This is a genomic window from Methylobacterium sp. 88A (genome assembly GCF_000376345.1).
Lineage (GTDB): Bacteria > Pseudomonadota > Alphaproteobacteria > Rhizobiales > Beijerinckiaceae > Methylobacterium > Methylobacterium bullatum.
This window is the reverse complement of sequence record NZ_AQVT01000001.1, coordinates 1,958,762-1,978,532: the sequence shown is the minus strand read 5'-3', so window position 1 is coordinate 1,978,532 and position 19,771 is coordinate 1,958,762. Positions and strand designations below refer to the sequence as shown.

Genomic DNA, 19,771 nt, shown 5'->3' with positions numbered 1-19,771 from the left:
GACGAGGTGCCGATGACGGCCGAGAGCAAGAACGGCGAGAGCCGGAACGGAATGACCTACGCGGATGCGGGCGTCGACATCGATGCGGGCAACGCCATGGTCGAGACGATCAAGCCGCTGGTGCGCTCCACCCGCCGGCCCGGCGCGGATGCCGAGATCGGCGGGTTCGGCGGGTTGTTCGACCTGAAGGCCGCCGGCTTCTCCGACCCGATTCTGGTGGCAGCCAATGACGGCGTCGGCACCAAGGTCAAGATCGCCATCGAGACCGGCCGCCACGATACGATCGGCGTCGATCTCGTGGCGATGTGCGTGAACGACATCATCGTCCAGGGCGCCGAGCCGCTGTTCTTCCTCGATTATTACGCCACCGGCAAACTGGTGCCGGGGGTCGGCACCGACATCGTGCGCGGGATCGCGGCGGGCTGCCGGATCGCGGGCTGCGCGCTGATCGGTGGCGAGACCGCCGAAATGCCGGGCCTCTACGACGGGGCGGATTACGATCTGGCCGGCTTCAGCGTCGGCGCCGCCGAGCGTGGCAAGCTCCTGCCACGCCCCGGCATCGCGCCCGGAGACGTCGTCCTCGGGCTGCCCTCCTCCGGGGTGCATTCCAACGGATTCTCGCTGGTCCGCCGGATCGTCGAGGCAAGCGGCCTCTCCTACGACGACCCGGCCCCGTTCGAGCCGTCGCGCTCGCTGGGCGACGCTCTCCTCGAGCCGACCCGGATCTATGTGAAGCCGCTGCTGGCCGCCCTGAAGGCAACGGACGGGATCAAGGCGCTCGCCCACATCACCGGCGGCGGCTTTCCCGACAACCTGCCCCGCGTCCTGCCCGACGGTGTCGGCATCAGCATAGACCTCGACGCGATCATTCCGCCGCCCGTCTTCGGATGGATCTCGAAGGTCGGCGGGGTCGCGGAATCCGAAATGCTGCGCACCTTCAATTGCGGTATCGGCATGGTGGCGGTGGTCTCGCCGGAGAGCGTGTCGGCGGTGACCCGGGCGCTCGACACCGCAGGCGCCTCGCCGATCCGCCTCGGGCTCATCACCGAGCGCGGACCCGATCCGGTGACCTTCCAGGGCAAGCTCGCCCTGTGATGGCTCCCCGACCCAAGATGCGGGTCGCGATCCTGATCTCGGGACGCGGCTCGAACATGGTCTCGCTGATCGAGGCCGCGAAGGCCCCGGATTATCCGGCCGAGATCGTCCTCGTCGCCTCTAACCGGCCGGAGGCGGGCGGGCTCGCCCATGCCGCGAGCGCCGGGATCGCCACGACGGCGCTCGATCACCGCGCCTATCCCGACCGGGCGAGCTTCGATGCCGCCCTGAACGCGGAACTCGAAGCGGCCGGGATCGAGCTCGTTGTGCTCGCCGGCTTCATGCGGATTCTCTCCGCGGGCTTCGTCGAGGCATGGGCCGGGCGGATGATCAACATCCATCCTTCGCTGCTGCCGCTGTTTCGCGGCGTCCATACCCACGAGCAGGCCCTGGCGGCGGGCGTGCGCCTGCACGGCTGCACGGTGCATTACGTGGTGCCGGAACTCGATGCCGGGCCGATCGTGGCCCAGGCCGCTGTCCCGGTCCTGCCGGGCGACGATGCCGACAGTCTCGCCGCGCGCATTCTCGTGGAGGAACACCTCCTCTACCCGCGTGCCCTTGCGCTGATCGCCGGCGGACGGGCAAGGCTGGAGAGTGGCCGCGTGGTGTTCGCCGGAGACATCAGGCCGGCCGAGGGGGCCTTGCTCAGCCTGTCCGCGCAAGGCTGAGGCCCGAGCCGCCGATCCCGAGATATCGAGATCGGCGATGATGACGGCTTATGCCGGGCGCGGCAGCTGGCAGCTGTCGAGGGCCGACAGCGCCTTGGCGCGGGCGGAATCGTTGAAATAGCCGGTGGTGCGGTAGGATTCGAGCTCGGCCGGGTTGAGGCTCGCCAGGGTCTGCTTGGCGTAGCAGCCGCACGGGCGAGCGAGCGACGCCTCGGGGACGCTCTGCAGGCGGGACTGCGTCACCGTGCAGGCGTGGCGCACACGACCGGTGAGGTTGCCGGCGGAAGCCGTCTTCAGGGCCGGATCGGGCGTGTAGCCTTCGAGGGAAGCCGTGGGCGTCCCCTTGTTCGCGTTACACGCGGCGAGCAGGGAGATGAGGCCGGCGGCGAGCAGGATCCGGCCGGTGCGCGGAGCGATGGAGCGCATGGAATGTGGGGTCCGTGAAAGGGATTCGGTGAGGGAATTCCTTTCACGTTCACACGACTCGCGCGCAAGGGCGTTCGCGCCACACCCGGCATCGTTCCGCGCCACGCTCCCGGTTCACCGGACGACGATGCGATCACGAACCCGTTGGCGGCGCGAAAGCCGGTCGGGTTCAGCCGACGATGTCGGAATCCTGGAAGAACTGCGCGATCTCGATCTTCGCGTTCTCGGCGCTGTCCGAACCGTGCACGGTGTTCTCGCCGACCGACTCGGAGAAGGTCTTGCGGATGGTGCCCTCGTCGGCGTTGGCCGGGTTGGTGGCGCCCATCACGGTGCGGTAGGCGGCGACGGCGTTCTCGCCCTCGAGCACCTGCACGACCACGGGGCCCGAGGTCATGAAGGAGACGAGTTCACCGAAGAACGGGCGCTCCTTGTGGATCTCGTAGAACTTTTCGGCCTGGGCCTGGGTCATCTGGATGCGACGCTGGCCGACGATGCGCAGGCCCGCCTTCTCGATCACGGCATTCACGGCGCCGGTGAGGTTCCGCTTGGTCGCGTCGGGCTTCAGGATGGAGAAAGTGCGCTCGGTGGCCATGTTCAGTCCGGTTATGTTCGCTCAGCCGAAAACGGCTTCGGCGGCCGGCTTATAGCGGGCACGCCCCGTCCTCTCAACCCGAAGGACGAAGACGGCGCATCCACAACGGAATTCCCTTGGCCATGGCTTCGGCGCAACAGTGCCGGAAATTCGCCCGATTGCTGGTGTCTTCTCGCACCAGAAGACGCCGGCCCGGACCGCTCTCGGCGTCCGGCGCGGCCACGACCAAGCTTTCGACCCCAGGCTCACGACCCTTCGCGACGCTCCCGCCGATGCGCCGCGGCCCTTCACAGGCACCAGGAGACCAAAAGCCATGCGCGTTGCCCTGACCTCCGCCTTCCTGCTTTCCGGACTCGTCGCCGCCGCTGCGGCCCCGTCGAAGGACCCGTCCGGCACCTGGCTCACGAAGGACGGCCGCGCCAAGATCCGCATCGATCATTGCAGCCCGAACAGCGCGAACATCTGCGGCAAGGTCGTGTGGCTGAAGACGCCGACCACCGAGACGGGTGCGCCGCGCACCGACGCCAAGAACCCCGACCCGAAGAAGCGCCTGCGCCCGGTCATCGGCCTGCAACTCATCGAAGGTCTCGCCCCCGACGAAGAGAAGTTCTCCGGCGACATCTACAATATCGACGAGGGCAAGATCTATCAGGTCAGCCTGGAGCGTGAATCCGGCTCCGAGCTGAGCGTGTCCGGATGCCTTCTCAAGGTCCTGTGCGGCTCGGAAACCTGGACCCGCGTGCCGGACGTGAACCAGCAGGCCGCCGTGACTCCGGCTTCCGAAGCCGCTCCCAAGCCGGCGCCGAAGCCCGCGGCCAAGCCAGCCGCGCCTCAGGTCGAAGCCAAGAAGTAGCGGCTCAGATCGCGGCGAGGCCCCGTTTCACGGCGGGCCTCGCCAGGACTGTGTCGATCCAGCGACGGACATTCGGCAGGGTCGCCAGATCGATTCCCTGCTTCTCGTGATGCTTGGCCCAGGTCAGGACCGCGATGTCGGCGATGGAATACGTATCGGCGATGTAGTCGCGATCCGCCAAGTGCCGGTCGAGCACGCCGTAGAGACGATGGGCTTCCGCCGAGAACCGTTCGATGGCGTAGGGGATCTTCTCCTCCGCATGGATGCGGAAATGGTGCATCTGACCGAGCATCGGCCCGAAGCCGCCGACCTGCCAGAACAGCCATTCGTCCACTGCCACCCGGGCGCGTTCGTCGGCGGGGTATAGGCAGCCGGTCTTTCGCCCGAGATATTGCAGGATCGCCCCCGATTCGAAGACCGTGATCGGCTTGGCCCCCGGGCCGTCCGGGTCGACGATGGCCGGGATCTTGTTGTTGGGCGAGATCGCCAGAAAGTCCGGCGCCAACTGGTCGCCCTTGCCGATATTCACCGGCACCACCCGGTAGGGCAGACCGCACTCCTCCAGCATGATGGGGATCTTCCAACCATTGGGGGTGCCCCAGGTATGGATGTCGATGGGCTTCTGGGTGGCGGCGGCCATGGGAAACGTTCCGCTCGTGTCAGGGTCGCATCATGTCGCCGGATCAAACCGGGCGAGGGGCGGATGGTTGCAGGATCCGCGCCGCCATCGAACGGTGGACGGTGCGCCGCGGCACCGCGAAGGACCTTGCCCTTTCCCCGACTTCTGGCTGTGATGATGGCGGTTCCGGCGCCTCACCGTGAGCGCAGGACAACAGCCTGGGGTTGCGATCATGCGGTTTCGTTTTCTTCCGGCCGCGGTGGTCGCGGCGTCGATGGTGCTGGGTTTCGCGACGACGGCGTCCGCCAAGGACCCCGTTGCCGCCGCTCCGGAGCCCGCCGCGAAGGAACTGACGGTCGGGCAGAGCGCCGCCCGCGAGCGGCAGAAGAAATGCGGTGCCGAGTGGCGCGCCCTCTCGGTTGCCGACAAGGCCGCGCAGGGGCCGAAATGGCCGCAATATTTCAGTAAGTGCGTCAAGCGCTTGAAGGAGATCAAGGCCTGATCTAGTTCGACTCGGGACCGGCTCGAGCTACGATTGCTCCGGGCCGGAGCGGAGAAACGGGCGGATGCGGGAACGCGAGGCGCTGCAGCGCGTGGTGGCGGTGGCCGCGATCATACCGGTGGCGTCGGGGCTCTTCGGAATCCTGTTCGGGCTCGGAGGAGTCGGCGGCGACAGCCTGTCCCAGATCTCCGCCGACAGCCATTTCCGCTACCTGTCGGGCCTCCTGACGGGCATCGGCATCCTGTTCTGGAGCTGCGTGCCGGCCATCGAGTCGAAGTCGCGCCTGTTCCGCTTCCTCACCCTCGTCGTCGTGCTCGGCGGGCTGGCGCGGTTGCTGGGCCTCTACCTCACCGGCCTGCCCTCGGCGGTGATGCTGGGTGCCCTGGCGATGGAACTGGTGGTGACGCCCCTCCTCTGCCTCTGGCAAATGCGGGTCGCGGCCAAGGCCGCGGATGCGGCGGCGGCCGGGCCTTCTCCGTGAGCGTGATTTCCGCCGGAACACGCCCCTCCCCGGTCGACCGCGCCCTTTCGCTCATGGAGCGCATCGTCCCCGCGCCCTCCGCCTGGGCTTTCGCCCTGCGGATCTGGCTCGCCATGGTGCTGGCCCTCTACGCCGCGTTCTGGCTTCAGCTCTCCGGTGCCTCGTCGGCCGCCGTCTGCGTGGCGATCCTGGCCCAGCCCAAACGCGGCCAGGCCCTGTCCAAGGCGCTGTACCGCTTTCTCGGCACCCTGGCGGGGGGCGCGATATCGATCCTGCTGATCGGTGCGTTCGGACAGGACAGGGTTCTCCTCCTGGTCTCCGTGGCGACCTGGCTCGGCCTCTGCGTCTTCGTCGCCCACTTCCTGCAGGACACGCGGGCCTATGGCGCCATGCTGGCGGGCTACACTGTCGCCATCGTCGCCGTCGCCCATATCGACACGCCGCAGGCGGTCTTCGAGGCCGCCATCGACCGCGTCGCGGCGATCACCATCGGCATCGTCGCCATCACCTTCATCAACGACGCCCTGGCCTCGCCGAGCACGTGGCGCACCCTGCGCAAGCCGCTCTCCGAGGCCCTGTCGGCCACCCGGGCCTTCGCCTGCGAGACCCTGTCCCAGGCGGATCCCGGCTCGGAGCGGGCGGCGGCCCTGATCCGGCAGATCGCGGTGATGCGCGCCGATGCCAGCGCCATCGGCGGCGAGCTCGACGACGGCGCCCGCCGGGCCGCCGGGGCGCGCAGCGCCATCGCCGCGCTCTACGCCATGGCGGCGGCGAGCCGCGCCTTCACCGCCGCCGCTGCGATGCTGGGCCGCGACAGCGCGGCCGTCGCCGAGGCCCGCCGGATATGCCTGGGTCTCACCGATGACGGGACGCCCGATGCCGAGGCGGCCGCGCATCGCCTCGGTGCCCTGGTGGATGAGGCGATCCAGGGTGGGACGAGCGAGCCCCTGGAGATCCTGGCGATGCAGCGCGGCCTCGATTTCGCGCGCGCCGCCTCCTTCGCCGCGGACGGTCTGAACGCCCTCTCCACCGGCTGCCGACCGAAGCGCGATGTCGCCCTGCCGACGCATCGCGACATGCCCGTGGCCCTTCGTGGGGCGGCGCGGGTGGGCATCGCCTTTGGCGCCACCGCCCTCCTCCTCATCGCCGCCGGCTGGCCCGCCACCTCCTTCGCCCTGGTGCAGGTGGCGGCGACCTGTTCGCTCTCGGCCATCGCGCCGGATTCGAAGGCCTTTGCCCGCGGCGTCCTCATCGGCATGCCGCTCGCGGCGCTCTGCGCCGGGATCGTGCTCTTCGGCGTGCTGGGGGGCGAGCAGGGCTTCCCGCTGCTCGCCATCGCCATCGCGCCGGTGATCTTCGTGGCGTGCTTTCTCAGCCTGAACCCGCCGACCTTCGGAATCGGCTTCATCCTGCTCGTGTTCTTCATGGTCCTGCTGTCGCCGTCGAACCCGCAGACCTACGACGCACAGACCTTCCTGGCGAACGCGTTCCTGGTGACCATGGCGGCCTGCATCCTGTTCGTCGCGGTGCGGATCGTGCTGCCGATCTCGCGCGCCCAGCGCCGCGCCTTCGCCCTCGATTCGGCCCGGGATTCGGTGCTGGACGCGCTGGCCGGCGATGGCGGCGACGCCACCACCCGCACCAGCCTCAACAGCGATCGGCTGCTGCAATTCTCGCAATGGAGCTCGGGCAGCGGCGCCGTCCGCGCGGCGAGCCTGGACCGTGCCTTCGACCTGGCCCGCCTCGAATCGGCCGCCGCCCGCGCCCATGCCCAGCTGTGCCGCCTCCCCGACGATCCCGCCCTGAACGATGCCGCGAGGCAGGCGCGGGAGGGTCTGGAGGCGGCGGACGCGGCCACGCTCGCCCGGTCCGTTCGCGCGTTCCTCCGGCACGGCCGATCCGTGAGCGCCCCGACGCGGCTCGACATCGCCCGCCTCGTCAGCGACCTGGTGACGGCGGGCGGCATCATGGAGAGCCAGCAGCGCCTCCTGCGCCGCCTCGGCATCCTGCGACCGGCCTGATGGAGGCGCCCCATGCGGCATGACATCGATCTCGGCGGCGTCCTGATCTCGCCCTTCGTCGCCTATGTGCTGGCGGCCCTGGCCATCATGGTGCTCCTGCGCTTCGGCTTCAGCCGCATCCGCTTCAGCCGCTACGTCGCCAACCCGCCGCTGGCCGAGGCGGGGATCTTCGTCTGCATCCTCGCGCTTCTCATCGTTCTCTTCTGAGCAATGTGGCTCGCCGACATGGATCCTGCCTGACAATGGCCGACGACGATCTCTCCGACGCTCCCCCGTCCCGCGAGCGCGTGCCGTCCCTCGCGAGGCGCCGGCGTTGGCGCGTGGTGCGGCTCCTGGCGACCGTGGTGATCCCGGCCTGCGCCTGCCTGGCCGCCGCCCTGGTCTGGCAGTTCTACGTCACCGCGCCCTGGACCCGCGACGGGCGCGTCCGCGTGCAGGTGGCCAGCGTAGCGCCCCAGGTCTCCGGCCAGATCACCGAACTGCGCGTGTCCGACAACCAGACCGTCGCCAAGGGCGATGTGCTCTACGTCATCGATCCGGTGGATTTCGACATTGCCATCGCGACCGCCCAGGCGGAGCTCGAGAACCGCGAGGCCGACCTTCAGGTCAAACGGACCCAGGCGGCCCGGCGCGAGGCCCTGACCACCCTCTCCACCTCGGTGGAGGAGAAACAGCAATATGCGGGCACCGCCAAGATCGCGGAGGCGGCGCTCGCCTCCGCGAAGGCGCAGCTGCATCAGGCCCGGGTCAACCGAGGACGCACGGAAGTGCGCTCGCCGGTGAACGGGCGCGTCACCAACCTCCTCCTGCGCGCGGGCGACTACGCCGCCGCCGGCACCGTCAACGTTGCGGTGATCGATACCGATTCGTTCTGGATCGACGGCTATTTCGAGGAGACGAAGCTGGCCCATATCCATGTGGGCGACGCGGCGAAGGCCGAGCTTCTCGGCTACTCGGCGCTCATTGACGGCCGGGTGGAGAGCATCACCCTCGGCATCAGCAACGCCAACGCCTCGCCGAGCACGCAGGGCCTGCCCAATGTCGACCCGGTCTATACCTGGGTGCGCCTCGCCCAGCGCGTCCCCGTGCGCATTCGCATCGATCGGGTTCCCGACGGCGTCACCCTGGTGGCCGGCATGAACGCCACCGTCTCCGTGGGCGAGCCCGGTGCCCATGGCGGCACGTTCTGGAAGACCCTGCGCGACCGCTTCACGGGACCCTCCGCCTCCTTCGGGCAGGAGCGTGTTTCGGGGGCGGCGGCCCGCTGAAGCCCTGGCCAGGACGACGTCGCGCTTCGCCGAATGCCTCGGGGCAGCATGCCCAGGCGATGGAGCGGTGAAAACTTCTTCAGTATTGGCGCGAAGTTGAGCACGGATCGCGAAGCTGTTTCAACCGCGCTTAAGGACCATGAGCGATTCTTCCGGCATCTTCTCGGCTGGGTCGGGTCACGTGCTGAAATCCATCGACGCCTTTGAGAACGACCCGACCGCGGCGCCCGAAGACGGGGGCGTCACCGACGCGGTGGCCGGCATGGCGACACTCATGCGCCACGCCGCCCGCGCCAATGGACAGGCCGCCAGCTTCACCCGCGAGATCCGTCGCCAGTCGACCGGCGTCGACCGTTCCTTGGCGGCGACACTCGGCAGCGTCGGCCGCGACACGGCGGCGGGAACGGCCGAGCGCCTCCGCGTCGAGCTCGTGGATGCGGTCGGTCAGGCCATGCGCGAGATCAACGCCGAGATCGCCCGCATCGGCGCGCGCATCGACACCAAGGCCACCGAGGCGAGCCGGATCGTCGCCGCCATCGACGGGATCGGCGCGACGATCCGGATGCTGTCGTTGAACGCGACGATCGAGGCGGCGAGAGCCGGTGAGCATGGGCGCGGCTTCGCCGTGGTCGCCGCCGAGGTCTGCGCCCTGGCCGACCAGACCCGGGAGAGCGCGCGTAACGCGGCCGGCATCATTGATTTCTCCGATGTCCGCGCCGATCTCTCTGCCCTGCGCGTCTCGACGGACCATGCCCTCGACGGACTCGCCGGTTCCGTGCGGGCCACCGCCGACCGGATCGAAACCCTGCTCGGCGGTGTCGGCGTCGAACTGTCCGCGATCAGCGCCAGCAACGCCTCCATCGGTGAGGCTCCCGGTGCCATGCAGAGCAGCATCGACCGGACGGAGGCCAAGGCCGTCCGCGCCCTGGCTCTGGCCGATGCCACACTGCAGGCGGCCGCCTCGGGCCTGCCCGCGCCGGACATGGCCCGGCACGGTCTCGCCCGCCGCCCGAAAGGTTTCGATCTCCTCGACGACATCCGGGCTCGCGGTACCCTTCGGATCGCCGTGGAGCCCGATTTCAAGGGGTTGTCCTTCCGCAAGGCCGCCGGCGGCGCCCTGCTCGGCCTCGACATCGCCTATGCCACGGCCTTCGCGCGATCCCTCGGCGTTACGCCGGTCTTCGTCGAATGCCCCTGGGACCAGTGCACGGAACTGCTCGATGCGGGCCAGACCGCCGCCGAGGCGCCCGCCGACATCGTCTGGTCGGCCCTGCCGCCGAGCCCGGGATTCGGCGCCATCGCCTATTCGCAGGCCTATACCCATCTCCACTACGTGCTGGCGCGCCGGACCGGCGACACGCGCATCCGCAGCCTGTCCGACCTCGACGGCCGGACGCTCGGCGTCATCAACGATCCGAGCGCCTACGCCACGCTGGAGGCCGCCGGACTGCGCTGGGCCGAGAACCTGCAGGCGAAGGGAAGGCGGGTGGCGACCCTCGGCAGCCTCGTGCCGATCACCGACCAGGGCCGCATCCACGACGCTCTGGCCGAGGGCGTGGCGGATGCCTTCGCCGTGGACGCGCCGATCATGCACTGGGCCTGCACCGGCGCCGACAGCCCGTGGCGCGGCCGCATCGAGATCGTACCCGGCAACATCGCGCCCGCACCCTGGTACTACACCGCCGCCGTCGCCGACCATCCGAGCGCCTGCCGCCTGCTCATGGCGGCGGATGCCTTCATCGCCGCCTTCGCCGGCACGCCCGAGCGTGCCGCGATCGAGCGGCAATGGCAGGGCGGTGCCATTGCTGGCACGGGCGGTTACCGGGACGAGCCGGGAGGCTTGCGCGGCGCGGCGGAACTGGCGGCCGATTACGCGGAGGCGATGGGACGGATGCCCAATCTCGCACCTTCGCGCGGCGGCGTGGCACTCCGGAACGTTGCCTGAATCCGGCCCCGGAACGCGGACGATCCTTTGCCGACCACTTTGTCGACCACCTGGCCAACCACCTGAATGGGCAGCGCTTTTTAAGATGTGGCGGAATGGGAAAGAATACAGTTGCCGGAAAGACGAGATAGGGGCTTGACGTAAGGGCGATCCAGTCGCACCTTGATCATGTGCTCTTGAACAAAGCACAGCTCAAGCAACGAGGAGGCGTAGATCGGTTGTCGATCACGACCAACTTAGAGGCAGGAGATGGGAATGACTCCACCCCAGCAGGATGCTGCGACGATCATCCGGGACTAATTCGGCCTGGACGTTGAGCAGCACAAACGCGAATCACGGGACGGAAGCGGTCTCCGGGGCGCAGAAGCGGCCGATACGGCACGACTTCGAATGCGCAGAATGCCCCAATTCGACCGCTTCCGCCGCCTGTCCATTGTCTTCACCCGACGTGTCCGAGCCTCGAGGCCCGCAAGACCTTCCCACATGACTGATCGCTGATTTTGAGAGAGCGTGGTTTTAGCCCCAGGGCAAGAAACCGCCGTCCTCATACCTCCGGATCATGAAAGTGTTGGATGCTCTCGCGATCGATCTCGGAAGCCTTTCGCCCGCGAGGGGCCGGCTTGCCGAGCGCCATGGTCTCGTCAGCGCTGGCGGATCGGCCGCAGCGGGCCGTGGAAGAATCCGGGCTCCATCCCGATCTCGGCGGCGCGCTCACCGATCACGCCGAGGCCGCCCATAAGCCCCATGATCGGCGCATCCAGCAGGGCCGGATGGTTCAGGGCGTTGCCGATCTGGCGGCCCTCCCACCATAACTCCGCGAAGAGAAGGGCGAGGAGGCCGAGCAATCCCCAGGTCTCCAGGCCCCACCCGAGGAGATAGACGCCGTAGGGCGGCGACAGGACCGTGCTGAGACGGGACAGGCCGATCACCCCGGCGAAGCCCAGGACGAGGATCAGGGGCAGGCGAACGAGAAGGCGCCGATACAGGCGCAAGGCCAGGTTGAGTTCCTCGACGGAGGAGTGGTCGAGCCTGAGGGGCATTTGGGATTTTCCTGTGACGTTCGCGCGCCCGAGCGCCATGCCCCCCGATAAAAGTGGGAGATGTGTGGCTGACGGGCGCCCGCCCCGCCACCGGTGCCATCACGGGGGCCGACACGTGTGCCTCTAAGACATCTCGTCAGCCGCCTCCGCGCGCTCGCCGGCGCATGCCGCTGACCATGATGCGCCAGGGCCGATCGAGGATGTCTTTGTCGGGTTTGAGCAACCGGTTGAAATGAGAGCCTCGACAACGGCGCGGCGCGGGTCACTCGATCCCGAGCTTCGCCTTCAGCAGGGCATTGACCGCGGCCGGATTGGCCTTGCCGCCCGTGGCCTTCATGGTCTGGCCGACGAACCAGCCGAGCAGGGTCGGCTTTTCCTTGGCCTGCTGAACCTTGTCGGGGTTCTTGGCGATGATCTCGTCCACCGCCGCCTCGATGGCGCCTGTATCGGTCACCTGCTTCATGCCGCGCAATTCGACCAGTGCACGCGGGTCGCCACCCTCGGACCAAACGATTTCGAACAGGTCCTTGGCGATCTTGCCGGAGATCACGCCCTCGCCGATGAGGTCGACGATGGCGCCGAGCTGATCGGCCGAGACCGGGCTCGTCTCAATGCTGTGGCCCTCCTTGTTGAGGCGGCCGAACAGCTCGTTGATCACCCAATTCGCCGCGGCCTTGCCGTCGCGGCCCTTGGCCACCGCCTCGAAATAATCGGCGGAGGACCGCTCGGCGATGAGCACGCCGGCATCGTAAGGAGAGAGGCCGTAGGATTCGATGAATCGGGCCTTCTTGGCGTCCGGCAGTTCCGGCAAACCCTCGGCCAGCGCATCCACATAGGCCTGGTCGAATTCCAGCGGCAGCAGGTCCGGGTCGGGGAAGTAGCGGTAATCGTGCGCCTCTTCCTTCGAGCGCATGGACCGGGTCTCGCCCTTGCCCGGATCGAACAGGCGGGTCTCCTGGGAAATCGTGCCGCCATCCTCGATGATCGCGATCTGGCGCCGGGCCTCGACCTCGATGGCCTGCCCGATGAAGCGGATCGAGTTGACGTTCTTGATCTCGCACCGGGTGCCGAGCGGCGCGCCGGGCTTGCGCACCGAGACGTTCACGTCGGCGCGGAGAGATCCCTTCTCCATGTCGCCGTCGCAGGTGCCGAGATAGCGCAGGATGGTGCGCAGCTTGGTCACGTAGGCGCGCGCTTCCTCGGAGGAACGCAGATCCGGCCGCGAGACGATCTCCATCAGGGCGACGCCCGAGCGGTTGAGGTCGACGAAGCTCTGGGTCGGGTTCTGGTCGTGCAGGGACTTGCCGGCATCCTGCTCGAGATGCAGGCGCTCGATGCCTACCGTGATGGTCTCGCCCTCGGGCAGATCGACCAGCACCTCGCCCTCGCCGACGATGGGGTCCTTGAACTGGCTGATCTGGTAGCCCTGCGGCAGGTCCGGGTAGAAATAGTTCTTCCGGTCGAACACCGAGCGGTGGTTGATCCGCGCCTTCAGTCCGAGGCCGGTGCGCACGGCCTGGGCCACGCATTCCTCGTTGATGACGGGGAGCATGCCGGGCATCGCCGCGTCCACCAGGGAGACGTGGTCGTTGGGCTCGCCCCCGAATTCCGTCGAGGCGCCGGAGAACAGCTTCGAGCGGCTCGTGACCTGGGCATGGATCTCCATGCCGATCACGACCTCCCAGTCGTGCAGGCCGCCCTTGATGAGTTTCTTGGGGTTCACGGCAGCGGTCATGATGGCCCGAATTCAGTGTTGCGCGGCGCGAAACCGCACCGGAAAGGTGGAAGGACCGGCCGGCGCGGTCAAGCGCGCAGGCGATAGAGCTGATGGGCGAGGAAGCCGAGGGTGCCCCACAGGAAGCCCGCCATCCAGCGAATGGGGAAGAAGGTCGGCCCGTCATGGCTGATCGGCGCCGGCCAGGGAATGCCGATGGCCGTGACGGCCCAGGACACCAAAACCGAGATGGCGAAAGCCATCAGCGAGACCAGGATGACCTTCACGAACTGGTCCGACTTCCAGCCCATGACCAGGGCGATGGCGATCAGGACGGGATCGAACGCGGCCCAGATCCAGACGTCGAAGGGATAGACCGGAACGGTCATGGTCGCGCTTTCATGCCCACCACGCCTTCGGCAGCTTGGTCCGCCCGGCCGCCGTTTCGATCACCTGGGCGGCGGCGAACAGCGTCTCCTCGTCGAACGGGCGCCCGATGAGCTGGAGGCCCAGCGGCAGCCCCTGCGCGTCGAGCCCGGCCGGCACCGAGATGCCGGGCAGCCCCGCCATGTTCACCGTGATTGTGAAGACGTCCTGGAGGTACATCTCCACGGGATCGCCCGAGCCCTTCTCGCCGATGCCGAAGGCGGCGGACGGGGTGGCGGGGGTCAGGATCGCGTCGACGCCGGAGGCATAGGCCTGTTCGAAATCGCGCTTGATCAGGGTGCGGATCTTCTGGGCGCGGACGTAATAGGCGTCGTAATAGCCGGCCGAGAGCACGTAGGTGCCGATCATGATGCGGCGCTTCACCTCGCGGCCGAAGCCCGCCGCGCGGGTGTTCTCGTACATCCCGGCGATGTCCTTGCCGGGCACGCGCAGGCCGTAGCGCACGCCGTCGTAGCGGGCCAGATTCGAGGAGGCCTCGGCCGGGGCGACAATGTAATAGGCCGGCAGCGCGTAGCGGGTGTGCGGCAGCGAGATCTCGCGGATCGTGGCGCCCGCATCCTTGAGCATCGCGGCGCCCTTGTCCCAGAGCGCCTGGATCTCGGCGGACATGCCCTCGACCCGGTATTCCTTCGGGATGCCGATGGTGAGGCCCTTCACCCCCCGCGCCACCGCCGCCTCGAAATCGGGCACGGCCAGGTCGGCACAGGTGGTGTCGCGGGCATCCGCCCCGGACATGGAGCCGAGCAGGATGGCGCAGTCGCGCACCGTGCGGGCGATGGGGCCGGCCTGGTCGAGGGAGGAGGCATAGGCCACCGTGCCCCAGCGCGAGCAGCGCCCGTAGGTCGGCTTGATGCCCACCGTGCCGGTGAAGGCGGCGGGCTGGCGGATCGAGCCCCCGGTATCGGTGGCGGTGGCGCCAAGGCACAGATGCGCGGCCACGGCAGCGGCCGACCCGCCGGAGGAGCCGCCCGGCACCAGCTTCGTGTCGGAGAGCGTTCCGTTTTCCTGCCGCCGCCAGGGCGAGACCACGTCGCCATAGGCGGAGGTCTCGTTGGAGGAGCCCATGGCGAACTCGTCGAGGTTGAGCTTGCCCAGCATCACGGCGCCGTCGCGCCACAGATTGTGGGTCACGGCCGATTCGTAATGCGGCTGGAAGCCTTCGAGGATCTTCGAGCCGGCGGTGGTGGCGACCCCGTGGGTGCAGAACAGGTCCTTGACGCCGAGCGGCAGGCCTTCGAGGGGCCGGGCCTCGCCGGAGGCGATCTTGGCGTCGGAGACCTCCGCCATCTGCAGGGCGCGCTCGGGCGTCTCCAGCAGATAGGCGTTGAGGCCGCGCGCCGCCTCGATCGCCGAGAGATGGGCCTTGGCGAGGTCGGTCGCCGAGAAATCCTTGGCCTTCAGCCCGTCGCGAGCCTCGGCCAGGGTGAGTTCGTTGAGATGGGTCATGCCGCCTGCTGTCCTCAAAGCCCGCCGGACCCCGTCGCCATTCTCAGGCGCCGCGCGATCCTGGCCGGGCACGCATCACGAAATCGAGCGTGCTACTCGACCACCTTCGGGACGAGGAAGTAATGGTCCTCGGTCTCGGGGGCGTTGAAGACGATGTCGCGAGCGTGACCGCCGTCGGTCACCACGTCGGTGCGCTTCTTCATCGCCATCGGCGTGACCGAGGTCATCGGCTCGACGCCCTCGACATCGACTTCGGAGAGTTGCTCGACGAAGGCGAGGATGGCGTTGAGTTCGCCCTGGAGCGGCGCGACCTCCTCGTCGCTCACCGCGATACGCGCCAGATGCGCGATGCGCCTCACTGTGGTTGCGTCGACCGACATGCTGCCTTCGGACCTCGGGACCTGCGCCGGAACGCGCGTTCAGAGGCCGGGCTATAGCACCGGGCTTCGCGGCCCCGCAACGCCGGGGCGGGCGGAAGCGTCGTCTCAGACGATGGCATTGCCGGGATGAGAGGGAGCCTCGACCACGATCCCCTTGTCCTGGCGGAGCGTTTCCGACTGCCGGAAGCCGAGGACGAGGATCTCGAGGGCCAGGGCGAGCATGAGCTTGTGCCGGAACGGCATTTCGCGCGTGGCGTCGACGTTCCAGGCGCTGCCGCCTTTGCCGGGCGACCGTAACATGCCGAGAACCTGGGAGAGGCGGCCGCGCCGATTCATGCTGTCTCCGTATCGTTATCAAATCCTTAACGAGCTTATGGCGCATTCGCTCCCGGTGCGGCTATTCCCCTTCGGACGTAGGATCGGGTCGCGTTGGGGATAGACATCATGTGGCAGACGGTGTTCGCCGATTTCACCGCCGGGCCGAAGGCCGATCCGGCCGATCTCGACCGCGCGGAGACGGAGCTGGGGTTCCCGCTGCCGGAGAGCTACCGCAGCTTTTGCCTCGCTTGCGGAATCGGCCTCGCTTGCGGCTCCCTCCGCATCGCGATCCCGAGCCCCACCGAGAGCGCGGACCTCGGCACCCGTTCGGAACTGATGGCGCACAGCATCGCCTCCGTGCTGGAGACGCGGGAGGGGCATCGCTTCGAGGTGGAGGGCGACGATCCGAGCGTGGTCGAACGCGCCTGTTTCTTCGGTGAGACCGAAGCAGGCGAGTTCCTGTTCTGGGACGTGGTCGTCGGCGCGGACCAGACCGAGCGCCGGGAATACGAGATCTGGGTGATGGGCGCCGATCTCGAATCGGTGCGGTTCGGGGGCGCCGACCTCCCCGATCTCATGCGCCGGCTTCAAGGTCCCGCAGTGCGCGGCATTCTCGGCATGGGCGCCGAGCCCCTGCCCTCCAGTTTCCTGGGTCAGGTCTCGTGACGGAAGACGAGGTCCGGGCGTTCGTCGCGGCGTCCGCGGGCGGCCGGCGCCTCATCGGGATCGATCTCGGCACCAAGACGATCGGGCTCGCCCTGTCGGATGTGGGCCGGCAGATCGCCTCGCCCCTCGAGACCATCCGCCGGGTGAAATTCACGCCCGACGTCGCCCGCCTGCGCCTCCTGTGCGAGGCTCACCAGGTCGGCGGCCTCGTCATGGGCCTGCCCCTCAACATGGATGGCAGCGAAGGGCCGCGCGTCCAGGCTACGCGCTCCTTCGTACGCAACATGAAGCCCCTGCTCGACCTGCCGGTGCTGTTCTGCGACGAGCGCCTGTCCACGGCGGCGGTGACGCGGGCGCTGATCGCGGCGGACGCTTCGCGGGCCAAGCGCGGCGAGGTCGTGGACATGCTGGCGGCGGCCTACATCCTCCAGGGATGCCTCGACCAGATCCGGGGTCTGCTGGGGGACGAGGAGCGCGAGGAGCGCGACGCGTATTGAGGGGAGCGGCGCGTCACGCCGCGGCCGGCGGCTCGTCGTCACCGGGCTCGACCGGCGAATTGAGGATGTCCTCCAACTCGTCCACCAGCATGTCGATCTGGTCCTGGCTCGCCAGCACCTTGAGGGTCTGGCCGCTCTCGGTGGCGAGGGCGAGTTCGATTCCCGCGCCGGAGCGCGTGGCCAGGATGCGGGCGAGTTTGTGCGTGGCGCTCATGCGGGTCTCCCGTTCGGCTCAGTGTTGGATGATTTCGGCGGCCAGCAGGGCCACCGCCACGGCCGGGCCACAGGTGGAGGCCCAGTCGGCGCCCTCCTCCGCGAGCGACGGCGCGATGAGGTCGGTGAGCGCCACGGCGGGGCGTCCCAGGCGCCGGGCCAGCCGCCCGGCCAGGAACCGCCCTGCCCCGCAGACCACGAGGGGCGCATCCGCCGCGATGTCGGGGCGCGAGAGCAGGATCGCCGCCGCGTCGTGGAGGGGCCGCAACTGGCACTCGGCGAAATGCGCCGCGAGGGCACGCCAATCGGCCGAGTTTCCCTCCGCATGGTCGCGGCCGATCATCCGGGCGAGGCGGATCTCGGTCTCGGGGATCGATTTGCCCTTCATGTCGGCGCTGTGCTGCTGGTCGGCCCCCTCGGGCAGGTCGCCGGTGAGGCGGTAGACGTCGGCCGTGGTGGCGAAGGTCTCGGCCATCAGGCCCGTACGTCGGCCCTTGAACGGCGCTGATGCGGTGAAGGCGAGGACGGGCGTGCGCACCACGCCGGAATAGACCAGTTCGCCCGTCTCCAGGCGCTCGGCGTCGCTGTAGCCGGTGGCGGCGGGGCGGCCGCCCACGATGGGGATCAGGTCGGCGGTGGTGGAGCCGATATCGACGAGGAGCGCGTTCGTCGCGTGGCGGCCGACCAGGGCCGCCGTGGCGTGCCAATTGGCCGAGGCCACGTCGAGGGCGGCGCCCGTCGCCTCGCCGGGCGGGAGGAGCCCGGCCCGGCCGCCATAAATCCGCACCGAACCGGCGAGATTCGCGCTCGCCCAGGCGGAGAGCTGCGCCACGCCATCGGTGCGGTCGGAGAAGCAGTCGGTGAGTTCGCCGGTCATGGTCACCACATGGTCGGCCTCTCCGCGCGCCCAATCGGGCAACTGCGAAAACGTCTCGTCGAGGGCGGGCAGGCCGCGCCATAGACGGCAGGGTGCCTGTACCACCGCCTCGACACGGCCGTCGCGAACCAGGGCCGCCTTGACATGGACCCCCCCGAGATCCCAGCCGATCACCGGGTTGTGCGTGGATGCGGCAGGCGTCACGGGCAGGTCCGTACAGGGAGGAACGGGATGAAGGACGGGTTTCGGATCGTTCCGGTGATCGACCTGCGCCACGGAGAGGTGGTGCGGGCCAGGGCCGGGGATCGCGCCTCCTATGCCCCGATCGTGACGCCCTTGGCAAAGGGATCGTCGCCCGGGGATGTCGCGCAGGGGCTGGTCGCCGCGATCGCCGCCCGCATCCTCTACGTCGCGGATCTCGATGCGATCATCGACGGCAGGCCTCCCGATCTCGGGAGCCTCGCGCAGGTCGCTCGCGCCTGTCCGGGTGTCCAGCTCTGGGTCGATGCGGGATTCTCCGGCGGCCCCGGCGTGGATGCGTTCCTGGCGGAGGGGGTGGGGCGTCCGGTGATCGGCAGCGAGAGCCAGCACGATGCCGCCCTGGTGCGGGCGCTCGGAGACCGCGCAGTCTTCTCCCTCGACAGTCGGGGCGCGGAGCGGATGGGGCCGGCGGAGCTCCATGACGAGCCGGCGTACTGGCCCTCCGAGGTCATCGTGATGACCCTGAGCCGTGTCGGTGCCGGGACCGGGCCGGACCTCGACCGCCTGTCGGAGATCCGCGAGATGAGCCCCGCGACGCGACTCTACGCGGCGGGCGGGGTGCGCGGGCCTGCGGATGTCGCCGCGCTGGAGGAGATCGGCGTCGCGGGTGCCCTGGTGGCGACCGCGATCCACGACGGGACATTACGGAGGTAGCGGGCCGGAGACACAAAAAAACGAGGCGGCCGGAGCCGCCTCGTTTCATGTTTCATCGTCCGAGGAAGATGGAAGCCAGTCGCTGGAGCAGGCCCCGCGGTACGGGCGGAGGCGCGCTCTGCCCAGGACTGTCCCCGATCTAAGCGTTCGACGCGAAGGGGTGCGAAGCGGAGTTGCGCTGCTCGGTGGCGTAGGCAGCGGTGGGCTCGCCCTTGACGGCGCGCTGGATCGACAGCTTCACGGCGTCGTAGTTGTACTTCTGGATCTTGGCGTCGTCGGCAGCTTCCCAGTGAATGAACACGCCGACCAGGATGAACAGGTCGTCGGCTTCGTCAGCGGGGATGATGCCTTCGGCAACGGCGTCCTGCACGGCCTTGGCAACGCCGTACTGGGCGGGGCCGAACATCTGGACGGCCTGACGGGCGTCGTTGATGGTGACCTTGTTGAACATCAGGGTGTTCGGCTTGCAGGGCAGGTTCGGCGCGATGACCGCGAGCAGGCTGGTGAAGCCGTGCTTGTTGTTCACGAGGCCGTTGCAGAAAGCCGTCTCGGCCGGCGAACCGCGCGGTCCGATGATGAGATCGATGTGGGCGACCTCGTTGCCATCGCCGACGAGAGCCTCGCCGACCAGAACTTTGTTGATCTTCGCCATGTGGGGTTTCTCCCAGGAGTCTTGAAAAAGCATGACCGCCCCGTAGTTTGGCGCGGCCGAAAGCCATCCTTGTTCACGGCGTCCAGCCCCAATGGGACCGGACCGGTTTGCCCGGATCGCGGCGCGGACCCTACTC

At 68.5% G+C, this 19,771-nt stretch carries 24 protein-coding genes; 12 read left to right on the top strand and 12 right to left on the bottom strand.

What is annotated here, in order from left to right; genetic code table 11:
- Positions 1-12: 12 nt before the first annotated feature.
- Both purM and purN read left to right on the top strand, forming a co-directional pair.
- Positions 13-1,095: a phosphoribosylformylglycinamidine cyclo-ligase gene (gene purM / locus A3OM_RS0109390; protein ID WP_018043496.1), complete on the top strand. Its 1,083-nt coding sequence runs from the start codon at positions 13-15 to the stop codon at positions 1,093-1,095.
- A complete protein-coding gene (gene purN / locus A3OM_RS0109385) occupies positions 1,095-1,763 on the top strand; it encodes a phosphoribosylglycinamide formyltransferase (protein WP_018043495.1) in 669 nt (222 codons plus the stop codon). The genes purM and purN overlap by 1 nt, the downstream gene beginning before the upstream one ends.
- Positions 1,764-1,811: 48 nt before the next feature.
- Here the strand turns inward: purN and A3OM_RS0109380 are convergent, their stop codons facing one another.
- Together A3OM_RS0109380 and ndk are read right to left on the bottom strand one after the other, a co-directional pair.
- Complete coding sequence (locus A3OM_RS0109380; RefSeq protein ID WP_018043494.1) at positions 1,812-2,189, bottom strand: hypothetical protein; 378 nt, start codon at positions 2,187-2,189, stop codon at positions 1,812-1,814.
- Between the two features lie 169 nt (positions 2,190-2,358).
- The gene (gene ndk, locus A3OM_RS0109375) at positions 2,359-2,781 is read right to left on the bottom strand and encodes a nucleoside-diphosphate kinase (RefSeq protein WP_018043493.1); all 423 of its coding nucleotides are present in this window, start codon (positions 2,779-2,781) and stop codon (positions 2,359-2,361) included.
- A 313-nt stretch (positions 2,782-3,094) separates the two neighbouring features.
- On the opposite strand from ndk, the gene A3OM_RS0109370 reads away from it, so the two are divergent.
- Complete coding sequence (locus A3OM_RS0109370; RefSeq protein ID WP_018043492.1) at positions 3,095-3,634, top strand: DUF2147 domain-containing protein; 540 nt, start codon at positions 3,095-3,097, stop codon at positions 3,632-3,634.
- Positions 3,635-3,638: 4 nt separating this feature from the next.
- Here A3OM_RS0109370 and A3OM_RS0109365 read toward each other — a convergent pair whose 3' ends face one another.
- Entirely contained in the window at positions 3,639-4,274 is a 636-nt protein-coding gene (locus tag A3OM_RS0109365; protein ID WP_018043491.1) for a glutathione S-transferase N-terminal domain-containing protein, read from the bottom strand.
- A 211-nt stretch (positions 4,275-4,485) separates the two neighbouring features.
- On the opposite strand from A3OM_RS0109365, the gene A3OM_RS0109360 reads away from it, so the two are divergent.
- The 6 genes from A3OM_RS0109360 to A3OM_RS23735 all read left to right on the top strand — a co-directional run bounded on the left by A3OM_RS0109360 (position 4,486) and on the right by A3OM_RS23735 (position 10,470).
- Positions 4,486-4,755: a hypothetical protein gene (locus A3OM_RS0109360; protein ID WP_018043490.1), complete on the top strand. Its 270-nt coding sequence runs from the start codon at positions 4,486-4,488 to the stop codon at positions 4,753-4,755.
- Positions 4,756-4,819: 64 nt separating this feature from the next.
- Positions 4,820-5,236 (top strand): DUF4345 domain-containing protein, encoded by a 417-nt coding sequence (locus A3OM_RS0109355; RefSeq protein ID WP_018043489.1) that lies wholly within the window; start codon positions 4,820-4,822, stop codon positions 5,234-5,236.
- Between the two features lie 53 nt (positions 5,237-5,289).
- Complete coding sequence (locus tag A3OM_RS0109350; protein WP_018043488.1) at positions 5,290-7,257, top strand: FUSC family protein; 1,968 nt, start codon at positions 5,290-5,292, stop codon at positions 7,255-7,257.
- Between the two features lie 12 nt (positions 7,258-7,269).
- Complete coding sequence (locus tag A3OM_RS0109345; protein WP_018043487.1) at positions 7,270-7,464, top strand: DUF1656 domain-containing protein; 195 nt, start codon at positions 7,270-7,272, stop codon at positions 7,462-7,464.
- A 35-nt stretch (positions 7,465-7,499) separates the two neighbouring features.
- Positions 7,500-8,525 carry an HlyD family secretion protein gene (locus tag A3OM_RS0109340; protein ID WP_018043486.1) on the top strand — a complete coding sequence of 342 codons (1,026 nt, stop codon included), beginning with the start codon at positions 7,500-7,502 and terminating at the stop codon, positions 8,523-8,525.
- Between the two features lie 139 nt (positions 8,526-8,664).
- Positions 8,665-10,470, top strand: coding sequence for a methyl-accepting chemotaxis protein (locus A3OM_RS23735; RefSeq protein WP_018043485.1), 1,806 nt, complete (start codon positions 8,665-8,667; stop codon positions 10,468-10,470).
- Positions 10,471-11,111: 641 nt separating this feature from the next.
- On the opposite strand, the gene A3OM_RS0109330 is transcribed toward A3OM_RS23735, so the two are convergent.
- The 6 genes from A3OM_RS0109330 to A3OM_RS0109305 all read right to left on the bottom strand — a co-directional run bounded on the left by A3OM_RS0109330 (position 11,112) and on the right by A3OM_RS0109305 (position 15,833).
- Positions 11,112-11,510, bottom strand: coding sequence for a hypothetical protein (locus tag A3OM_RS0109330; protein ID WP_018043484.1), 399 nt, complete (start codon positions 11,508-11,510; stop codon positions 11,112-11,114).
- Between the two features lie 262 nt (positions 11,511-11,772).
- On the bottom strand, positions 11,773-13,245 hold the full coding sequence (gene gatB / locus A3OM_RS0109325) for an Asp-tRNA(Asn)/Glu-tRNA(Gln) amidotransferase subunit GatB (RefSeq protein ID WP_018043483.1): 1,473 nt from the start codon (positions 13,243-13,245) through the stop codon (positions 11,773-11,775).
- Between the two features lie 68 nt (positions 13,246-13,313).
- Positions 13,314-13,613, bottom strand: coding sequence for a hypothetical protein (locus tag A3OM_RS0109320; RefSeq protein ID WP_018043482.1), 300 nt, complete (start codon positions 13,611-13,613; stop codon positions 13,314-13,316).
- A 10-nt stretch (positions 13,614-13,623) separates the two neighbouring features.
- Positions 13,624-15,117, bottom strand: coding sequence for an Asp-tRNA(Asn)/Glu-tRNA(Gln) amidotransferase subunit GatA (gene gatA, locus A3OM_RS0109315; RefSeq protein WP_018043481.1), 1,494 nt, complete (start codon positions 15,115-15,117; stop codon positions 13,624-13,626).
- Between the two features lie 92 nt (positions 15,118-15,209).
- Entirely contained in the window at positions 15,210-15,497 is a 288-nt protein-coding gene (gene gatC / locus A3OM_RS0109310; protein ID WP_018043480.1) for an Asp-tRNA(Asn)/Glu-tRNA(Gln) amidotransferase subunit GatC, read from the bottom strand.
- A 105-nt stretch (positions 15,498-15,602) separates the two neighbouring features.
- Positions 15,603-15,833, bottom strand: coding sequence for a hypothetical protein (locus A3OM_RS0109305; RefSeq protein ID WP_018043479.1), 231 nt, complete (start codon positions 15,831-15,833; stop codon positions 15,603-15,605).
- A gap of 108 nt (positions 15,834-15,941) precedes the next feature.
- On the opposite strand from A3OM_RS0109305, the gene A3OM_RS0109300 reads away from it, so the two are divergent.
- On the top strand, positions 15,942-16,481 hold the full coding sequence (locus A3OM_RS0109300; protein WP_018043478.1) for an SMI1/KNR4 family protein: 540 nt from the start codon (positions 15,942-15,944) through the stop codon (positions 16,479-16,481).
- Positions 16,478-16,978, top strand: coding sequence for a Holliday junction resolvase RuvX (ruvX, locus tag A3OM_RS0109295; protein ID WP_018043477.1), 501 nt, complete (start codon positions 16,478-16,480; stop codon positions 16,976-16,978). The genes A3OM_RS0109300 and ruvX overlap by 4 nt, the downstream gene beginning before the upstream one ends.
- A 13-nt stretch (positions 16,979-16,991) precedes the next feature.
- Here ruvX and A3OM_RS0109290 read toward each other — a convergent pair whose 3' ends face one another.
- Both A3OM_RS0109290 and A3OM_RS0109285 read right to left on the bottom strand, forming a co-directional pair.
- Positions 16,992-17,192 carry a hypothetical protein gene (locus A3OM_RS0109290; protein WP_018043476.1) on the bottom strand — a complete coding sequence of 67 codons (201 nt, stop codon included), beginning with the start codon at positions 17,190-17,192 and terminating at the stop codon, positions 16,992-16,994.
- Between the two features lie 18 nt (positions 17,193-17,210).
- Positions 17,211-18,272 carry a hydantoinase/oxoprolinase family protein gene (locus tag A3OM_RS0109285; RefSeq protein ID WP_018043475.1) on the bottom strand — a complete coding sequence of 354 codons (1,062 nt, stop codon included), beginning with the start codon at positions 18,270-18,272 and terminating at the stop codon, positions 17,211-17,213.
- Positions 18,273-18,299: 27 nt separating this feature from the next.
- On the opposite strand from A3OM_RS0109285, the gene A3OM_RS0109280 reads away from it, so the two are divergent.
- Positions 18,300-18,983 (top strand): HisA/HisF-related TIM barrel protein, encoded by a 684-nt coding sequence (locus A3OM_RS0109280; protein WP_018043474.1) that lies wholly within the window; start codon positions 18,300-18,302, stop codon positions 18,981-18,983.
- A gap of 139 nt (positions 18,984-19,122) precedes the next feature.
- Here the strand turns inward: A3OM_RS0109280 and fae are convergent, their stop codons facing one another.
- Positions 19,123-19,635: a formaldehyde-activating enzyme gene (gene fae / locus A3OM_RS0109275; RefSeq protein ID WP_018043473.1), complete on the bottom strand. Its 513-nt coding sequence runs from the start codon at positions 19,633-19,635 to the stop codon at positions 19,123-19,125.
- Positions 19,636-19,771 lie beyond the last annotated feature (136 nt).